Origin of the sequence: Streptomyces sp. NPDC058576, assembly GCF_042718715.1 — a bacterium.
In the GTDB taxonomy this organism is placed as follows: Bacteria; Actinomycetota; Actinomycetes; order Streptomycetales; family Streptomycetaceae; genus Streptomyces.
This window is the reverse complement of record NZ_JBHXPF010000003.1, coordinates 172,911-192,073: the sequence shown is the minus strand read 5'-3', so window position 1 is coordinate 192,073 and position 19,163 is coordinate 172,911. Positions and strand designations below refer to the sequence as shown.

Annotated in this window: 12 protein-coding genes; all 12 read right to left on the bottom strand. The window is 73.6% G+C overall.

Annotated features, from left to right (window positions below):
- Positions 1-22: 22 nt before the first annotated feature.
- Positions 23-997 carry an ABC transporter substrate-binding protein gene (locus ACFWRV_RS03825; RefSeq protein ID WP_384327700.1) on the bottom strand — a complete coding sequence of 325 codons (975 nt, stop codon included), beginning with the start codon at positions 995-997 and terminating at the stop codon, positions 23-25.
- Between the two features lies 1 nt (position 998).
- A complete protein-coding gene (locus tag ACFWRV_RS03820) occupies positions 999-2,984 on the bottom strand; it encodes an ABC transporter permease (RefSeq protein ID WP_384327697.1) in 1,986 nt (661 codons plus the stop codon).
- Positions 2,984-4,165: a glycine betaine/L-proline ABC transporter ATP-binding protein gene (locus ACFWRV_RS03815; RefSeq protein ID WP_384327694.1), complete on the bottom strand. Its 1,182-nt coding sequence runs from the start codon at positions 4,163-4,165 to the stop codon at positions 2,984-2,986. Before ACFWRV_RS03815 ends, ACFWRV_RS03820 begins: the two co-directional genes overlap by 1 nt.
- Entirely contained in the window at positions 4,162-5,775 is a 1,614-nt protein-coding gene (locus ACFWRV_RS03810; RefSeq protein WP_384327691.1) for a GMC family oxidoreductase, read from the bottom strand. The genes ACFWRV_RS03815 and ACFWRV_RS03810 overlap by 4 nt, the downstream gene beginning before the upstream one ends.
- 98 nt (positions 5,776-5,873) lie before the next feature.
- Positions 5,874-7,376 carry an aldehyde dehydrogenase family protein gene (locus ACFWRV_RS03805; protein ID WP_384327688.1) on the bottom strand — a complete coding sequence of 501 codons (1,503 nt, stop codon included), beginning with the start codon at positions 7,374-7,376 and terminating at the stop codon, positions 5,874-5,876.
- Between the two features lie 188 nt (positions 7,377-7,564).
- A complete protein-coding gene (locus tag ACFWRV_RS03800; RefSeq protein ID WP_384327685.1) occupies positions 7,565-9,406 on the bottom strand; it encodes an HEXXH motif domain-containing protein in 1,842 nt (613 codons plus the stop codon).
- A 68-nt stretch (positions 9,407-9,474) separates the two neighbouring features.
- Positions 9,475-9,666, bottom strand: a complete 192-nt coding sequence (locus ACFWRV_RS03795) for a hypothetical protein (RefSeq protein ID WP_384327682.1) — start codon at positions 9,664-9,666, stop codon at positions 9,475-9,477.
- Positions 9,667-9,770: 104 nt separating this feature from the next.
- Positions 9,771-10,901 carry a caspase family protein gene (locus tag ACFWRV_RS03790; protein WP_384327679.1) on the bottom strand — a complete coding sequence of 377 codons (1,131 nt, stop codon included), beginning with the start codon at positions 10,899-10,901 and terminating at the stop codon, positions 9,771-9,773.
- Positions 10,898-12,061, bottom strand: coding sequence for an alpha/beta fold hydrolase (locus tag ACFWRV_RS03785; RefSeq protein ID WP_384327676.1), 1,164 nt, complete (start codon positions 12,059-12,061; stop codon positions 10,898-10,900). The genes ACFWRV_RS03790 and ACFWRV_RS03785 overlap by 4 nt, the downstream gene beginning before the upstream one ends.
- Positions 12,062-12,157: 96 nt before the next feature.
- On the bottom strand, positions 12,158-16,549 hold the full coding sequence (gene fxsT, locus ACFWRV_RS03780; protein WP_384327673.1) for an FxSxx-COOH system tetratricopeptide repeat protein: 4,392 nt from the start codon (positions 16,547-16,549) through the stop codon (positions 12,158-12,160).
- Positions 16,549-17,631: an AAA family ATPase gene (locus ACFWRV_RS03775; RefSeq protein ID WP_384327670.1), complete on the bottom strand. Its 1,083-nt coding sequence runs from the start codon at positions 17,629-17,631 to the stop codon at positions 16,549-16,551. The genes fxsT and ACFWRV_RS03775 overlap by 1 nt, the downstream gene beginning before the upstream one ends.
- Positions 17,628-19,142: a hypothetical protein gene (locus ACFWRV_RS03770; protein ID WP_384327667.1), complete on the bottom strand. Its 1,515-nt coding sequence runs from the start codon at positions 19,140-19,142 to the stop codon at positions 17,628-17,630. Before ACFWRV_RS03770 ends, ACFWRV_RS03775 begins: the two co-directional genes overlap by 4 nt.
- Between the last annotated feature and the right edge of the window lie 21 nt (positions 19,143-19,163).

Below are 19,163 nucleotides of genomic sequence, written 5' to 3'. Positions count from 1 at the left end.
CGAGGCGCCGGGCACCGGACGGTCAGCCCTTGGCCAGCCACTTCTTCCAGACGTCCGGGTGACGCTCGATCCAGCGCTTCGCCGCCTCCTGGGGCGTGAGCTTCTGCGAGGCGATCATCTCGGACACCTCGTTCTGGTCCTTCTCCGACCAGTGGAACTTCTTCAGGAACGCGGACGCGTCCCCGCCGCGCTCGGCGAAGTCGGCGTTGAGGAACTTCTGCAGCGGCGTCGTCGGGTACGCGCAGTCGATGTCCGCCGGGTCCTTGGCGGCGCACGCGTCCGTGTACTCGGGGAGCTTCACCTCGACCATCGGCACCTCGTTGAACAGCCACTGCGGCTGGTACCAGTAGCTGAGGAAGGGCTTCTTCTCCTTGGCGAACTGCTGGATCTGGGTGATCTGCGCCGCCTCGGAGCCGGCGAAGACGACCTTGTAGTCGAGGTCGAGGTTCTTCACCAGGGCCACGTCGTTGGTGACGTAGGACGGCGAGCCGTCCATCAGCTGGCCCTTGCCGCCGCTCTCGGCGGTCTTCAGCTCGTCCGCGTACTTGTCGAGGTTCTTCCAGTCCGTGACGTCCGGGTTCTCGTCCGCCCAGTACTTCGGCACGTACCAGCCGATGTGCCCGGTGACGCCGAGGTCGCCGCCCCGGACGATGGTCTTCTTCTCGTCGATGTACAGCTTCTCCTGGTCCGGGTGGCCCCAGTCCTCCAGGATCGCGTCGACGCGGCCCTGGCTCAGGGCGTCCCAGGCGGGGACCTCGTCGGTCTGGACGAGGTCGACGCGGTAGCCGAGCTCGTCCTTGAGGAGCTGCTCGGCCACGGCGACGTTCGCCTGGGCGCCGACCCAGGACTGGACCGAGAGGGTGACCGTCTTGACCCCGGCCGGGGCCGCGAAGGGGGAAGCCTGCTTGGTCATGTCGGCGGCGCCGCAGCCGGCCGTGGCGAGCAGGGCCCCGGCCGAGGCGAGCGCCACGAGCAGGCGGGTGCGGGAGCGGTTCATCTCAGCTCTCCTGTCGCTGGCGGCGGGTGGTGGGCTGGGTGACCCGGTCGAGCATCAGGCCCAGGCAGACGATCGCCGCTCCGGCGACGAGGCCGGTGGCCAGGTCGCCCTGGGCGAGGCCGAGGACGACCTCGTAACCGAGTGCGCCGGAGCCGACGAGTCCGCCGATGATGACGACGGCGAGGACCAGGACGACCGCCTGGTTGACGGCGAGCAGCAGGGAGGGCCTGGCGAGCGGGATCTGGACCTGGCGCAGTTGCTGGCCCGGGGTCGCGCCGAGCGAGCGGGCGCACTCCATCGCCGCCGGGTCGACGCCCCGCAGCCCCTGGGTGGTGATGCGGATGACGGCGGGCAGCGCGTAGACGACCGCGGCAGCGGCGGCGGGGGCGCGGCCGACGCCGAAGAGGGCGACGACGGGGATCAGGTAGACGAACTGCGGCATGGTCTGGAAGACGTCCAGGACCGGTCGCAGCAGCTTCTCCAGGCGCTCGCTGCGGGCCGCGCCGACGGCGACGCCGAAGCCGATGACCAGGGTGACGGCCACGGCGGCGAGCACCTGGCTGAGGGTGTCCATCGAGGGCTCCCACACACCGAGCACGCCGATCGCGGCCATGGCGAGGACGGCGGTGGCGGCGGTGCGCCAGGTGCCGATGGTCCAGGCGAGGGCGGCGACGATCAGCAGCACCGACCACCAGGGCAGGCCGGTGAGCCCGCTGCGCAGCGGGTTGAGGACGCCGCTGGTGAAGTGGGCGGCGAGGTCGGCGGTGCCGCCGACGACGGGCACCCCGGTGTAGAGGTGGTCGACCATCCAGTCCTTGGCGGTGTTGACCGGTCCGGCGATGGCCACGGTCATGTCGTCGGGCCAGACCTGGCCGTCGGTGGCCCGTCCGACGACGGCGACGGCCGCGGTGATCACGGCGGCCAGGGACCAGCCGCGCAGGCCGCGCAGCAGGGCCGGGCCGGTGGGCTCGGCGCCGATGCGGCGGCCGGCCGCCTCCGTCGTACGGTCCAGCACGACGGCCAGCAGCACGATCGGGATGCCCGCGGCGAGCGCGGCGCCGACGTCCACGGAGGACAGGGCCTGGTAGACCCGGTCGCCGAGGCCGCCCGCACCGATCACGGAGGCGATGACGGCCATGGAGAGCGCCATCATGATGGTCTGGTTGAGGCCGAGGAGGAGTTCCTTGCGGGCCAGCGGGAGCCGGGCGCTGAGCAGCCGCTGCCGGCCGGTCGCGCCGAGCGAGGCGACGGCCTCCATGACGCCGCCGTCCGCGCCGCGCAGGCCGAGCGCGGTGAGCCGGGCCATCGGCGGAGCCGCGTACACGACGGTGGCGAGGACGGCTCCGGGGACGCCGATGCCGAACACCAGCACCACCGGCAGCAGATACGCGAAGGCGGGCAGCACCTGCATGGTGTCGAGCACCGGGCGCAGGATGCGGAACACCCGGTCCGAGAGCCCGGCCGCGAGGCCGAGGAGCAGCCCCAGCACGACGGAGGCGAGGACGGCGACGATCATCAGCGCGAGCGTCTGCATCGTCGGCACCCACATGCCGAGCAGCCCGCAGAGCAGGAACGACACGGCCGCCGTGAGCGCGAGGCGGATGCCCGCGACGCGCCAGGCGACGGCGGCGGCGAACACGGTGACGCCGGCCCAGCCGAGGGCCAGGAGGACCAGGTAGACGCCGCGCACGGAGAGCACGACGGCGTTGCTGATGTGGCCCAAGAAGTAGAGGAAGAGCGGGTGGCTGTCGCGGTTGGAAACGATCCAGTCCGTGACCTCGCCGAGCGGGGCGGAGAGGTCGGCGGTCAGCGCGTCGGGCCAGATCCCGCCGCCCCAGCGGCCGTGCACGACGGGCACGACGACGGCGGCGACGAGCGCGAGCAGCAGGAGCTTCGCGACGGCGGGGCGGTCGCGGAGGGCGGCCAGCGGCCCCCGGCGCGCGCCCGCGGCGGCGGGGCGGGCCGAGGTGGCCTGGGCGGTGGCCATCAGAGGGTCACCTCGCGGGAGCCGTCCGGCGCGTCGGGCGCCCCGGACGCGGAGGCAGCCGACGCGGACGTCGTCGTGGGCGATCCGGCGGGTCCGGCTGTCCCGGCCACGACGTCGAGCAGGCACGCGTGGTCGACGACGCCGACGAGCCGGCCGCCGTCCATCACCCGGGCGACGGGGTCGCCGGAGCGGGAGACCGCCTCGATGGCCTCGTACACGGTGGCCTCGGGGCGCACGGCCGGGCCGCGCTCGCTCTCCCCGGCGAGGGCGGGCCGCATGGCGGTGGCGACGGTGAGGACCTGCTCGCGCGGCACGTCGCGGACGAACTCGCGGACGTAGTCGTCGGCGGGCGAGCCCACGATCTCCTCGGGGGTGCCGAGCTGGACGATTCCGCCGTCGCGCATGAGCGCGATCCGGGTGCCCAGGCGCAGCGCCTCGCTGAGGTCATGGGTGATGAAGACCATGGTGCGGCCCTCCTCGCGGTGGAGGCGGACCACTTCGTCCTGCATCTCGCGGCGGATCAGCGGGTCCAGCGCGCTGAACGGCTCGTCGAAGAGGAGGACGGACGGGTCGACGGCGAGCGCGCGGGCGAGGCCGACGCGCTGCTGCTGGCCGCCGGAGAGCTGGGAGGGGCGGCGGTCCTCCAGACCGGCGAGGCCGACCTTCTCCACCAACTCCGCTGCCTTTGACCGGCGTTCGGCCTTGCTCAGGCCCTGGATCTCCAGACCGTAGGCGACGTTGTCCAGCACCGTGCGGTGCGGCAGGAGTCCGAAGTGCTGGAAGACCATCGCGGCGCGGTGACGGCGCAGTTCGCGCAGTCGGGCCCGGTCCATCGCGAGGACGTCCTCGCCGTCGATGGCGAGGGTGCCGCTGGTCGGCTCGATGAGCCGGGTGAGACAGCGCACGAGGGTCGACTTGCCGGAGCCCGACAGGCCCATGACGACGAACACCTCGCCCTTGCGGACATCGAAGGAGACGTCGCGCACGGCGGCGGTGCAGCCGGTGGCCTCGCGCAGTTCGGCGGGCGGGAGAGCCGCGTGCTCGCTGCCGGGGATCCGGTCGGCCTTGGGGCCGAAGACCTTCCAGAGGTTGCGTACGGAGAACACCGCGTTCTCGTCGGTCCCGGTGGCCCCCGCGTTCTCGGCGGGCTCGGCGGCCTTGAGGGTCTCGGTTCCGGTCATCGGGCATCGCCTCCGGTGCTGGTGCTGGTTCCGGCGGGCGACGCGGTGTCACGCGCCCGGTCCGCGAGGAGTTCGGCGCACTTCTCGCCGACCATGAGGACCCCGATCATCGGGTTCACGGCGGGCATGGTCGGGAAGACGGACGCGTCGGCGATCCGGATGCCCTCCAGGCCCCGGATACGCAACTGCGGGTCCACGACGGCCTCCTGGTCGCCCGTAGCGCCCATCTTGCAGGTGCCGGCCGGGTGGTAGACGGTGTGGGCGACCTTGCGGGCGTACTCGCTGATGTCCTCGTCCGAGGTGACCTCGGGTCCGGGGCACACCTCGCGCTTGAGCCAGTGGGCCAGCGGCTCGGTGCGCGCGATCTCGCGGGCGAGCTTGATGCCGTCGACCAGGGTGCGGCCGTCGTGGTCGTCCTCGTCGGTGAAGTACCGGAAGTCCAGCGCCGGCTTGACCTCGGGGTCGGCGCTGGTGAGGTAGAGACGGCCCCGGCTGCGCGGCTTGGGGATGTTCGGCGTCATCGACACCCCGTGCTCGGGCTTCTCGTAGCCGAGCCGCTCCGGGTTGTCGGTGAACGGGATCTGGTAGAAGTGGAACATCAGGTCCGGGCCCCGGGATCCGGGGTCGCGGCGGACGAAGAGTCCCGCGTCGGAGTCCATCGCGGAGTTCTCCGGGATGGGCCCGTCGGTCTCCCAGACGATGACGGACTCGGGGTGGTCGAGCAGGTTCTCGCCGACGCCCGGAAGGTCGTGGCGAACGTCGATGCCCAGTGCTTCCAGGTCCGCGCGCGGCCCGATCCCGGAGTGCAGCAGCAGCCGGGGCGTGTCCACCGCGCCCGCGCAGACGATGACCTCGCGGGCGGCGCGCAGCAGGGTCTCCTCGCCGTCCGCTCGGCGGACGTGTACGCCGGTGGCGCGGGTGCCGTCGAACTCCAGCCGGTACGCCCATGTCTCCAGCAGGATGCGGAGGTTCGGGCGGTCGCCGGCCTCGATGTGCGGGTGGAGGTAGGCGACCGAGGCGGAGGAGCGCTTGTTGTTCTCGGGGTGGTAGGCGAGGTCGAAGAAGCCGACGCCCTCGTGGAACGGCTTGCTGTTGAAGCTGTCCACGCGCGGGACCCCGGCCGCCTCCTGGGCGGCGTCGACGAAGTCGCGGGCGATGGCGTTGCGGTCCTTCTCGTCGACCGGGACGATGTTGTTGCGCAGCTTGGCGAAGTAGGGGTCCATCGCGGCCGCGTGCCAGCCTTCGGCGCCCGCCTCGGCCCACTCGTCCCAGTCGCCGGGCAGCGGCTTGAAGCTGATCAGCGTGTTGTGCGAGGAGCAGCCGCCGAGGACGCGGGCCCGGCTGTGCCGGATGTGGCTGTTGCCGCGCGGCTGCTCGGTGGTGGGGTAGTCGTAGTCGAGGTCGCCGCCGAGGAGGCCGAGCCAGCGGCGCAGGGTCAGCACGTCGTCGCGGTCGATGTCGGTGGGGCCGCCCTCGATGACCGTGACGGTGACGTCGGGGTCCTCGGTGAGCCGGGAGGCGATGACCGATCCGGCGGTGCCGCCGCCGACGATCACGTAGTCGGCCACGGGGCCGTCGGGGACTGCGGTGCTGCGGGGGGTGGAAGGCATCGGTCACTGCTCCTTCTGCAAGGTTCGTGCGTGTACGTGGTGCTGCGAACAGCCGGGCGGGGCCCCGGGGTTGAGTGCTTCCGGGGCCCCCGCAGGCGTCAGCCGGCGAACCAGCGCTGGGGGCGCGGGTTGAGGTTCTGGTAGATGTGCTTGGACTCGCGGTACTCGGCGAGCCCCGTCGGGCCGAGCTCGCGCCCCGTGCCGGACTTCCCGAAGCCGCCCCACTCGGCCTGCGGGAGGTAGGGGTGGTAGTCGTTGATCCAGACGGTGCCGTGGCGCAGCCGTCCGGCGACCCGGCGGGCCCGGCCCGCGTCCGTCGTCCAGACCGCGCCCGCGAGACCGTAGTCGGTGTCGTTGGCCAGCGTGATGGCCTCTTCCTCGGTGCGGAAGGTCTCGACGGTGAGAATCGGGCCGAAGGTCTCCTCGCGGACCACCTTCATCTCGCGGTGGCAGCCGTCCAGGACGGTCGGCCGGTAGAAGTAGCCGCCTTCGGGCCGTACGTCGCTGGGCGTCGGGCGTTCGCCGCCGGCCCGGACGATCGCGCCCTCCTCGCGGGCGGAGGCGACGTACGCCTCGACCTTGGCGAGCTGCTGGGCGGAGACGAGCGGTCCGCACTCCACGCCGTCGAGGGTGCCCCGGCCGAGGCGGATGGCGTCGGCGCGGCGGGCCAGCTCGGTGACGAACCGCTCGCTGACCGAGTCCTGGACGATCAGTCGGGCCCCGGCGGAGCAGACCTGGCCGCTGTGGAAGAACGCGGCGTTCAGCGCCTGGTCGACGGCGGTGTCGAAGCCCTCGTCGGTGGCGCAGGCGTCGGCGAAGACCACGTTGGGGTTCTTGCCGCCGAGCTCCAGGGCGACCTTCTTCACGGTCGGCGCGGCGGCCTGGGCCACCTTCGTACCGCTGGCGAGTCCGCCGGTGAAGGAGACCAGGTCGACGTCCGGGTGCTCGGAGAGGCGGGCGCCCACCGGGTCGCCCGCGCCGGTGACCAGGTTGGCCGCGCCGTCGGGGAGTCCCGCCTCGGAGAGCAGCTTGATCAGGTGGACGGTGGAGAGCGGGGTGACCTCGCTGGGCTTGAGCACGAAGGTGTTGCCGGCGGCGAGGGCCGGGGCTATCTTCCAGCTGGCCTGGAGGAGGGGGTAGTTCCAGGGGGCGATCAGGGCGCAGACGCCGACGGGCTCGTGGACGACGATGCTGTGGACGTCGGGGTCGCCCGCGTCGACGACCCGGCCGCCGCTCTCGTTCATCACGAGGTCGGCGAAGTAGCGGAAGGCGTTGGTGACGTCGTCGACGTCGACCCGGCCCTCCTCCAGGGTCTTGCCGGTGTCGCGGCTCTCGGTGATCGCGATCTCCTCGCGGTCCCGCTGGAGCAGCTCGGCGACCCGGCGCAGCAGCCCGGCCCGCTCGGCGACGGGCTTGTGCGGCCAGGGGCCGTCGTCGAAGGCGCGCCGCGCCGCCGCGATCGCCGCGTCGGTGTCCGACACGCCGCCCTCCGCGACGATGGCCAGGACGGTGGCGTCGGCGGGGTCGAGGACCGTGCGGGTCTCGCCCGATACGGCGGCCCGCCAGGTGCCGTCGATGTGGATGGTGTTGAGCGCCGACATGTCGTTTTTCGCCTTCCGTGCCTGAAATGCCCCCTCCGGTTCGGCCGGGGCGTGCTGCGCGGTGAACCGGGTACGGCCGCACCAGCGGCCTGGACCCCTCCCCGGTTCGGCGGAATGTATGCCGAGAATTTCACGCAGAGTGATGCGCCTCACGCGCGGCGGGCCCGGCCGGGCGCTTGCCGAGCTCCTTACAGGACGGTCCGGTGCTGGTCAGGCAGGCGATGGGGGGCCGCGAGCCGCCGCGCCGCGTGCTCCCACACCTCCGGCCCCTCCCCCTGGACCGCGGCGGCGAACCGCTCCGGGCGGGCGAGGAGCCGCCGGTGGCCGGGGTGGAGCGCGGTGTGCGCCAGCAGCCAGCCCGCCAGCAGATGCGGGTCTCCCGGGGCGTGTGACCCTTGCTCCCGGTACGCCTCCCGGGCGGATGCGGCCTCACCGTGGACCAGCAGGACGTCGGCGCGGCCCGCCGCGGTGTCCGCCGCCGCGTCGGGGCGGAGGTAGAGCGCTCCCCGTACGTCCCGCCAGTGGGTGCGCTCCTCCGCCGGGACGAGCCGGGGAGGCCGGGGAGACGGGAGCGGCGTCCCGGAGCGCACCGCCGCCGCCAGCCCGGCACGCTCCTCGTCCGCGCAGCGCAGATGGCGCAGCCGCCACTCGGCCCGGTGGCCGGCCGCCGCCGCACGGGCCCGCGCCACTGCCGGCCCGTCCACCGGCTCGCGCAGCCAGCCGTCGACGGTGCAGGTGAGCCCGGCGACCAGTCGGCGGCCGGGCCCGGTGAGCGTCGCGCGGGTCGCGAGGGTCCGCAGGACCGTACGGGTCTGGATGCGGCGGAGCGCGAAGCGGAAGGGCGCCAGGTCCAGCGGATCGGCGGCCCGGTCCCCGATCCGGTCCCGCCAGAATCCCGCGACGCCGACGAAGGCGTACGCACCGTGGAGAAGGCCCGGCAGATGGCGCGGGTCCGGGCGCCACGGGGCGTAGTGCTCCTCCGTACGGTCGTCGTCGAGCATCGCGAAGAGGTGGAGCAGCGCGCCGAGTTTGCTGTGCTGGAACTCGTGGACCATCGTCTCCGCGAGGGCCGCGCCGTTCGGCGGCTCGGCGACGACCATGGAGCCGAACGCGTCCGCGGTGGAGGCGCTGAGCCCCTCGACGGGGCCGTCCGGCAGCCGTCCGGGCCAGGGCACGATGCGCCTGATCTCCTCGGGGCGGAGCGTGCCGGGGCCGCGGTCGGTGTCGGGGCCGGAACCAGGCGGGGCGCCGGAGCCGGCGGCAGAGGATCGCCCGGGGTCGAGCAGCGCGACAGCCTCGGCGAACAGCCGCTGCCAGGTGGCGAGTTCGCGTGGGGTGAGCCGACGGGGCGGGATCGGGCTGTCGAGGTCGCGGTAGGGGTCGGTGTCGTCGAGGGCGACCTCGGGACCGCCCTGCCGGACCGGCAGCCGGTGCGTCGGCCACCACAGGGCGCTCTGCGGTGCGGTGAGCGGGCGCAGGGCCAGGGCGATCGCCCCCGTGCCCCGTACGGTCGGAGTGAGCAGCAGCCCCCCTTCCCGCACGCGCGCGTGGACCGGCTGAAAGCCCAGCAGCGGGATGCCCGGCAGCCGGGCGAGACCGAGCGTCGGCAGGGGTACCGCTCCCTCTCTGGCGGGCAGGACGAGGTCGGCGTCCGTCCCGGCGCGCAGCGCGGCCACCAGGGCGACGGCGGCCAGGTGCCCGGCGTCCACCCAGAGCGGAGGGCCGCAGGAGGCGCCGTGCAGGCGGCGCAGGGTGTGGGCGAGCCAGCTGCCCACCTGTGGGCTGAGCAGCAACTCCTCGGCGGAGCCCGGCTTGCGTGCCTCGGACTGTTCCACGGTCCGCCAGATGGCGCCGAGGTCGGCGGGGCCGAGCAGGGTGGGCCGCTCCTCCAGCCGGCTCAGCAACTCCCCGATCAGGAGGAGGCGTCGGGACCGCTCACCCTGCGCGAGGAAGCCGACGGCCTCCATCGACCCGCCGCCGCCGGCCAGTTCGTCGTACCAGTGGCCGGGCATCCGTAGGGGTGCGTGCACCCGCTCTCCTCTGTCGTGTTCCCGACGCGGCCTCGGGAATCCCGCTCCTGGGGAGGGCCGCACAGCGCTCAGTCGGCGCGAGCGTTGGGCGGGCCGTCGTTGGACAGCGTGCTGGTGCGCGCTCTTCGGATCTCCTCCAGCAGACGCTGTCCGGGCGCGGGAGCGAGGTCGCGCACGACGGCGACGCCCACCTCCGCGAGGTCCGCGACATCGGACTCCAGATAGTCGGCCGGATCACCGACCGATGGCGTCTGCTGCAAGGCCTGTTCCCCCTTTTCGATCCGGCGGCACACGATGCCACCCGTCCCTTCCCATCATGACGAATGGGTTGCCTTCCGGAAACCCGTGCGATCACGTCGGGAGATCAGGGGGCCGGTCGGTTCTCGGCCAGGAACTCCTTCAGGGCTTCTTCCAGTTCGGCGGCCCGGTCCGGGTCGTCGTCGAGCAGGGTGACGGCCCGGTAGAGGTCCCAGGGGCCTTCCGGGCGCCGCCGCAGCGTCCGCAGAATGCCCAGGACGTCCGTACGGGGCACCGCGTGCCGTGGCATCCGGGCCACCAGGACGGGGTCCAGCTCCGCGACCATCGTCTGGCGTTCGTCGCGGTCTCTCATCAGCGGATAGGCGAGGAGCGCGTCGACCACCCGGGCCAGCCCGCCGCCTGCCCGGTCCGGCCCGGGGCCACCCGCGTTCCGTGGCGCGGGCGGCGCCGGAGGGGCGGGCAGATGTTCCGTGTGTCCGGGACGGTAGAGGTGGAGCGTGGGCACTTGGGTGTGGCTCCCTTCGGCGCGCAGCCGGTCGAACCGGCCCCGGACTGCTGCGAAGAGCGCTTCCAGGTCGGGGGCCGGGCCGCCGGGCAGGGCGGCCAGCTCGCGCAGGAGGATGTCCGAGAAGACACCCTGGCCGCCCACGGGGTCGTTGGCCGCGCGCTGCCCCCGGTCGGCGGCCAGCAGCACACTCTGCCGGTGGAGCCGCAGGCGCTGGCCGACGGGCAGGCTCCCGTCCGGGATCGTGACGGCCGGGCGGTGGCGCTCCTCGAAGGTCTGGCAGGCGTCGACGACCCAGTTCTGCTCCGTGAACCCGGGCAGGACGTCACTGCTCAGCCTGCGGCGGGCGGACTCCAGGTCGATGTTGCGCCGGTCGGCGTCCGTGGCGTCGGCGCAGTAGAGCCGCAGGTGTTCGTCCCGGTCCAGCACACCGTGCCCGCCCCACCAGATCCAGAGCAGGTCCCCCTGTCGGGCGGGCAGTTCATGGACCATGACCCGTCGCAGGGTCTCGTGGTCGGCGTCGCGGTGTCCGGCGACCGCGTCCGGGCCCTGTGCCGGGGCGAGATGCAGCAGGATGTTGGCGTCCGGCACGCCAGCGGACCGCAGCCAGTCCCGGAAGCGCAGGGCGTCACGGACCGGCCCCGGCAGCGTCCAGCGGGGGCCCGCGGCATAGCGCTCGACGCCGACGACGAGCGCCACCACACGTGCCGGGTCGACGGTGCCCGCGCTCACGGCAGCCGCTTCGCGATGGCGCGGTAGACGACCGGGTCGCTCCAGTAGGCGCTGTGGGCGACGGGGAACGGCTGCCGGTTGTCGGTCGCGATGTCCTCGGCCCGGCCGGGGAACACCGGTGCGGCGGAGAAGCCGAGCAGATCGCGGCGGTCATGGATGTTCAGCCAGCCGGGAACGTGGGCGGGCAGCGGTTGCGGGTGATCGAGGTGGGGCAGCGCCCCCGTCTCGTACAGGAACGGTCCCTGCGACCCCACGGTGACCAGCAGCCGGACGCCGGGCAGCGGGGCCTCGATCAGGGTGGCGAGGGCGATGACCCCGCCGAGGCTGTGGCCGAGGAGGACGACGGGCGGCTCCACGGCGGCGACCAGCTCGCGCAGAGCGGTGCGCAGGGGCCCGCCGCGTACGAGGAACTTGAGCACGTCGCCCGCCGCCGGGTGGGCGGCCCCGGTGAGGGCGCGGCGGCGGCGCACCGCGTACCGGGAGCCGAGCCGCAGCACGGGCCGGCCGATCAGCCGGCCCACCGGCCCCCGGGTGGAGCCGGGCGCGGTGGCGCCGAGCTCCCGGGCGATCCGGTCCACGGCGGCGTCCCGGGTCGTCCCGTCGCAGAGGACGGGCGCGTCCTCCGCCAGGGCCGCCCCGATCACGGCGGCGGCCAGCGCACGGGCCAGGAGCGGTGCCATCTCCTCGCGGTCCAGGGCTTCGGCCGCCGGGGCGAGCAGGGGGCTCCGCGCGAGGGCGGCGGCCCGCGCTCCGAGACCGGGGCCCAGCTCCGGGGCGACGGTCTCGCCCCGGGCGGCCAGGGCCGCGAGCCGCTCCCGGAACTCCTCGTCCGGGAAGGCGGCGCCCGGGGGTATCGCCCCCGAGGTGCCGCGTGTGGCGGCGAGGGAGAGCTCCGCCTCCGGGTCCCCGTACAGGCGTTCCCAGGCGGCGGTCTCCTCGTCCTCCTCGCTCTCCGCGTCCCGTTCGGTGGCCCCGGCCCCGTCCGGCGGAATGCTGGCACCGCCCGCGGCGAGCCGGGCACCGTACGGCTCGCCCCAGTCCAGCGGCACGACCCGCACGCCCGGGGCGGCCTCGGCGAGCGAGGCCGTGACCCGTGCGTTCAGGGCCTCGGTGTGCGGTGGCCGGACCCCTGTGCCGTGGATGAATATGACCGTCGTCATGCGTCGCCCCCGTCCGTGGCCTTCCCGCCGGCCACAACCCGTCACACGTTTCCCGTCAGCGGTCCCCCGCCCTCGCTCCCGTACCGCTCCGTCGTCTCACAACGGGATCACCGTCGCGTCGTACTCGATGCGCTGATGCAGCCGGGCCGAGGTCCGCCACGGGTGCTCCTCCCCCAGAACGCGCGTCAGGCCCTCCACCGCCTCGGTGTTGAGCCGGTCCGCCTCGGCCGAGCGGCCCAGTCCGCGCTGGTCCAGGGAGAGGTTCGCGACACAGACGAGGGTGAACGGGTGGTCCTCGCCCACCGCCTCGGTGAGCAGGGGCAGCGTGGCGCTGTCGACCTCCAGGGCGCCGACGAAGTCGAGCCGGGCGTAGTGGTCGTTGGCCCGGCCCAGTGCGGCGGCCAGAGAGTAGACGTGCCGCTCCCCCAGATCCGCCCGGAGCCGTTCCCCCGCGACCGTGTCCAGCCGCTCGGCCTCCTCCACCTCGCCCAGGGCCCGAAGGGTGGCGGCCACGTTGACCATGGCGCACAGGGTGTACGGGTGGTGCTCACCGAAGATGTCCCGGTAGCCGTCGAGAGTCTGCCGGCCGAGGCGGCGGGAGTCCTCCAGCCTCCCCGCGATCCTGCGGTCGACGACGGCGGCGAGGGCGGCCCCCAGGGTCTCCGGGTACTCCGCGCCGTACCGGGTGGTGAAGCGCTCCAGGATCTCCTCGACCAGCTCCGCCGCGCCCTCCAGGAATCCGGCCCGGCGCCGGCAGATCGCGAGGTTCAGCGCGGCACGGATCGTCGCCGCGTTGGTGGGGCCGAAATGGGTCCGGTAGGACTGGTACGTCGACTCCTGCAGGACCCGGGCCTCCAGGAAGCCGCCCGCCTCGCGGGTGTCCGCCGCCAGGGCGCTCAGGGTGTTGAGGGTGAGGCCGCTGGTCGGACCGTAGAGCAACTGGCGTTGCCTGACGGTCTCTTCGTCGATCTCCCGCGCCTGCCGGAAGTCGCCGTTGACCCGCAGGGTGATGCCGTAGCTGTGGGCCGCGTTCAGTGTCGTCGGGTCCTCCGGGCCGTAGAGATCGCTCGACCGCTCGAACGCCTCGGCGCTCAGTTCGCGGGCGGCGTGGAAATCGCCCCGGTAGCGCAGCGAACCGGCCATCTGGAGCATGGAGTCGATCAGCTCCTCCTCCGGGATCGGCGCGGTGCGCGAGACCTCCATGGCCTGTTCGCTCAAGGCCGCGGCCTCCGCGATCCGGCCGAGGTGGTGGAGGTAGAAGCCGAGCATCTTGGTGATCCGGATGACATGCAGGTCCTCCTGCGCCGACTGCTCGCTCCAGGCCTCCCACGCCCGTCGCGTCAGGTCCGCGCCCGCCTCGTGCGCGCCCCAGTAGTAGAGGAAGGTGACCATGTCGAACACCAGGTCGCGCACCCAGGCGTCCGAGCTGCTGACCGCGTCGGAGGCGATCACGTGGGGCAGCAGTCCGAGGTAGGCGGGCCACTGTTCCGGCGAGGCGGGCAGGCCCGGTTTAGCGGTGGTCAGGAGCAGGTGGGCGGCGTTGCGCATCCGCTCCCGCGCCTCCGGGTCCAGCCGGGCGACGATCACGTTCTGCATGAGCCGGTGCATCTGGAGCGTGCCGGCCTGGTGGTCGAGGCGGACCAGCGAGAGCTTGCTCAGGTCGCGGGTGGCGCGGGCGAGCAGCAGCGGGTCGCGGAGCACGGGGTCCAGCTCCGGGGTGATCTGAACGTTGCGGCCGCCGCGGAGCATGTTCAGCGGGATGGGCTCGGGAGCCATGCAGGCGCAGATCTGGAGGAGTTGGCGGGCAGCCGGGTTCTCGGCGGAGAGCCTGCCGAGCGAGATGTCCCAGACCGCGGCGACGGGGACGGGGTAGTCGGGCGACGGGGCCAGTTCGAGGATCTCGGGGCGCCGCTCGTCCAGCAGTTGGAGGTACTCGTCGACCGGCATGCCGGTCGCCGCGTGCCAGGCTCCGGCCTGCTCGACGGCCAGCGGCAGATCGCCGAGCGCCTCGGCGAGCCGGCCCGCGTCCTCGGTGCTCAGCCCCCGGGCGCGGCGCTGGAGCAGGGCGATGCTCTCCTCGCGGTCGAAGACATCGACGCTGAGGGGTGTGGCGACCCGCTCCCACTCCCGGTTGCGCGAGGTGACGATGATCTTCCCCGGGCCGCCGTTGGGGAAGTACGAGCGCACGGCGTCGATGTCCTCGGCGTTGTCGAAGACCAGCAGCCAGTTGTCGAAGGGCTTGCCGGTGCGCAGGGCCTCGCGGACGGCGGGCACAGCGGTGTTCGCCTGCGGCCCGACCTCCAGGCCGAGCCCGGCCGCCAGCTCGGCGAGCGCGGCCAGGATCAGGCTCTCCTGTTCGGCCGGGATCCACCAGATGACGTTGTAGTCGCCGCTGTGGCGGTAGACGTACTCCACCGCGATCTGCGATTTGCCCACGCCGCCGAGGCCGTGCAGAGCGTGCGGGAGGACCGCCGTCGTCTCGTCCTCGGCCAGCTGCCGCTCCACGGCGGCGAGCAGGGACTCGCGGCCGGTGAAGTTGGGGTTCTTGGGCGGCACGTTGCCCATGATCTTCGGCTGGCCCGAACGGACGAAGGGTGCTTCCGGCGCTTTGGCTTTCATCTCCTCGCGAGCCCTCCGGGCTGGGTCGTCAGCTGGTACCGAGGTGTCAGCTGCTGTGGGTGTCGTGCGCGGCACGGATCCTCCTGGTGAAACGACGCTGTCCGGTAGCAGCTTTTCCCAATTCGGGATGTCTTTCATCGGTTTCGCACCCGTCTCACCCGGCCGGGCAGGGGGGCCGCTCGGCGGGCCCGTCAGACGGGTGGCCACCCGGGCGGCCCGTCCGGCGTACGGCCCTGCCAGCGCCCGGAGGACCGCCAGTTCGATCCTGAGCCAGGGGCGGGCACCGGGCTCCGTACCGGGAAGGGCGGTGCGCACCGGGTCGTGGAGGGCGGCGCGGAGCCGTGCACCGTGGCCCTGCCCCGTCCGGAGCTCCGCCAGCAGCACGACCGTACGGGCGAGTTGGGTCCGGGTGCTGACGGCGAGGAGTGCCTCGCGTACGCCGTCGGCGAAGTCCGGACCGTCCTCCGTACCGGTGTCCCAGTCGATCAGCCCGCCCATCATGACCTCGGCGAGGTGCTCCGGACCGGCCTCCGGCAGGGCCAGGTCGCGCAGCTCCTCGATGACGGCGAAGTCCATCGGGGCGAGGGCCAGCAGCCCGGCGAGCTGCCGGGCCAGCGGGCTGGCGAGCGAGCGGAACCTGCGGACGGCGGCGGCCGCCGCACGGGGGCCGTCGACGACCGGGCGGCGCAGCCCGGGCGCGGAGGCGCCCTTGGCCATGGCGCCCGCCAGGACGACCGGCAGCATCCGTCGCACCCCGCGTTCGCCGGTCACCAGGTCCGCCCAGGCGCGGAAGGAGCCGGCGCGCACGCTGAGCACCGGTACCGGCACGGTCTCGTCGTCCGGTTCGGGCAGCGGCCGGACGGGGTCGTGGGCGCCGAGGGGCGGGCGGCAGTGGAAGCGCCGGTTCGGCGCGCCGAAGCCTCCGGCGTCCAGTTGGGCACGGAAGGGGAACAGTGACGACCGGTGGCGCAGATAGGGCGGCAGGAGGTGGACGAGCGCGGTGGGCCCGCCCGAGGCGAGCCGCTCCAGTAACCGGTCGGCTCCGGGGCCCGCCCAGCCGTGGGCGAGTCCGTCCGTGACGACGAGGAAGAGCCTGGAGCTGCGGCCGTCGATCAGTTCGGCGGGGTCGCCGTCGCGCCCGCCGGGCCAGCGCAGCGACGCTTCGCCGTCTCCGGTGGGAAGGGTCACCCCGACCGTGCGGACATCCCGGAAGGCCCCGCTGTGGGCGGCCTCGTCGGCGATCTGCCGGACGGTGCCCCGCCACGGCGGCATGGTGGGGGCGCGATCGACGAGGAGCACCAGGTCGAAGGCGCGCTCGCGGTCGGGGAGGAAGTAGGGAACCCACAGCCCGTCGGTGAGCCCGTGCTCGGCGGTGCTCTCCTCGTCCAGCGCGCTCCGGCCTCCGGTGGACACCCTGCGGCCCAGCCCGCGCAGGGACCGGGCCAGCAGTGACGGGCCCCTGCGCGCGGTGCGGGGGCCGCGCCCCGGCAGCCGGGCGGGGCCGGTGCGGGCGCGCTCCACGAAGGTCCGGACCTCCCGTTCGTACGCCGGTGCCCCAGGCAGCCCGGTGACCCCGGGCACGACGTCGGGCTCGGGACGGGTGGGCGGGTCGGCAACCGCTTCGAGCTGGGGTCCGGGCGCGTCGGGGTGCCCTTCGGCTCGGGGCGGGTCGTCCGGGGCCGGCCCGGTGGCGCGGTCGGCGCCGATCCGGGCGGCGGCGAGCCACGCGGCGTCGGCGAGCCCCGTCCAGTCGGCCCCGCCCGGGAGGTACGGGCTGCCGTCCTCGTGTCGGTCGCCGGTGGCGCGATCGGGGGAGCCGGCCGGCGCGGACGCGGGGTCCGGAGCACGCTCCCTGGGCAAGCCGTTCATCAGCGGCCCTTCGAGAGGTCTCGGAGGAGCATCTCGAGGAGTTTACGCCCGTCGGCATCCGCTTGAAAACCGCCCGCGGTGGTCAGCTGGACGGCGTTGAGCAACTGGTCGATCGACTGGGTGCCGCCGCCGCGCAGCCGGTCCTCGAACTCGTCCACCAGCGCCTCGACGCCCTCCGGGCGCTGTCGCAGATGGCTGACGACGATCCCGATCAGCTGCTCGCGGCCCGGCGGCTCCATCTCCAGCGGCAGGCACCGGCGGCGGAACGCCGCGGGGAACTCCCGTTCGCCGTTGCTGGTGATGACCACGACGGGGAACTGTGCGCACTCCACCCGGCCGCCCTCGACGCTCGCCGTGCCGCGCGGGTCGTCGGTGAAGACCGTCGCCGACTCCTCGTTGCTGCGGACGAGTTCGGGGATCTCGTAGCTGCCGTTCTCCAGAACGTGCAGGAGGTCGTTGGGCAGGTCGATGTCGCTCTTGTCCAGCTCGTCGACGAGCAGCACCCGGGGGCGCTCGTAGGCGAGCAGCGCGGTGCCGAGCGGACCGAGGGTGACGAAGTCGCCCAGCGCGGGCGGCCCGTCGCCGGATGCGGGGGCGGGACCGGCCACAGGGTCGGGGCCGGACGCGGTTCCGGTGTCGCCGGCCCGCCAGGCCGCTATGGCCTGGGCGCGGCCGATCGCGTCGTACGCGTACAGGCCGCCCTTGAGGGTGCTGCGGCTGACGACGCTCCAGGGCAGGACCCGGCCGAGCCCCAGCTCACGGGCGATCAGATAGGCGAGAGTGGACTTGCCGACGCCCGGCGGACCGGTGATGAGGAGCGGGCGGCGCAGCAGCAGGGCGGCGTTGACCGCGTCGATCTCCTCGCGGCGCAGTTGAGGCCCGTCCTGGATCCGGCCGAGGCGGCGTACGGCCGCCCGGTCGTCGTCGGGCGGTGGGGGCTGGAGGGGTGCCCCGGGGAAGGTGCGCCAGGGCGGCGGCTCGGGCAGCTCCGGCGGCTCGGCCCCGGGCGCCTTCCCGGTCGCGTGGAACACCCACCACGGGGGCGGTGGCGACGGTGGTGCGGCAGGGGTCTGTCCGGTCATGCCGACAACAACTCCTCACGATCGACCAGTCGGTGAGGATCGTCCCAGAGAAAGGCGATATGCCGGCCCAGCCACAGCGGACCGTCCTCCTCGATCTCCGCCCCGATCCTCAACCTGTTCACCGTTTCCGGTAGTTGTGCGTACGAGTGGCCCAGGAGCAGCGTGAGGAGCTCGCTGGACTGTGACGTGCTCTTGGGCCTGCGGTCCCAGGCGGCGAGTCCGACGCCCTCGACGACGGCGGCCTGCAGCGCCTCCAGGCCGTTCCCCTGGACGGCGGGCTCGTCGAGGATGACCGCGGTCAACGACTCGTCGCCCGCGAGCTGCGCCCGCCAGCGTTCGAACCCGCCCCGATCCGCCGCCCTCCACCGGTGGGTGGCCGGGGCGGGCGCGGTCCGCAGCCGGTCCCAGCGGGCCTGCCAGCGGCGCAGTTGCCCGGCGTCGCCGCGCATCCGGTCCAGGCTGCGCAGATGGACCCGGTAGCGCAGCCCGATCGGCCAGGACCTCGCGGTTCGGGTACCCAGCTCCAGGCGGGCCATGTCGTGGTTGAGCAGGTCGAAAGGGAGGAGGAACTCGACGTGGACGGGGCCCGCCCCGGCCACGGGGCGGTCGGACCACAGCGTCTCGCCCCGGTCGACGGCGCGTTCGACGGCTCCGGCCAGGGTCTCCAGGGTGGCGGTCTCCACGGAGCCCGGTTCCGGTCGCCAGTAGCCGGGGATCTTGTTGATCCAGTGCCGGACGAAGACGTCCGGAGAACCGTCCCGGGCCGGTTCGACCATCACGACGAGGCTGCGGGGCACGGTCGGGTCGGGGGCGGCGGGGTGTTTCAGGCGCTCCCGGCAGCCGGCGAGCGCCTCGGCCGCCCCGGGGACGGGCGCCCGGGCGTCGTCGGCCGGCGCGGTGGGGTCTCCCGCGGCCCAGCGGTCCGACCACACGCGCAGCGGTGCGCCGCGCTCCGCCGAGAGGGCCGCAGCCACCTCGACCAGGACGACGGCGGCCGGGAGGCCGTCGGCGCAGGCGGTCATGTCCTGTGCGTGGTCGAAGAGTTCGACCGGCGTCCGGTGGTCGGGGAGCTCCCCGGGCAGTTCCTCGGTGAGGAGCGTACGCAGCCGTCCGGGGTCGAGGTCCGTCGCCTCGCCGAGCAGCCGGCGCGCCTGGCGGGCGACGTCATCGGCGAAGAGGGGCGCGGGCCAGGGGTCGGGCCGCTCGCCGTCGGTTCGGATGCCCGCCTCGGCGGCAATCCGGTCGGCGTCGTCCTTGCCGGAGACGGCGCGGACCGCGTAGATCAGCGCCTCGGGGCCGCCGGGCCGGTGGATCACCTTGCGGACCACATGCGTCATGTCGATCCGCGGGGTGCTGTCCGGGTAGGTCAGTTCGATGTCGAGCCGATACGCCACCACGTCCACGAACTCGAAGCGCTGACTGCGGTCCTTGACGCAGTCGAGCAGGGTCAGCGCGTCGACCAGGGTCTGCACCAGGTCCGGTCCCGGGCTCCCGTGCGGGACAGCATTCATCGCCGACCATCCCCCGCCGAG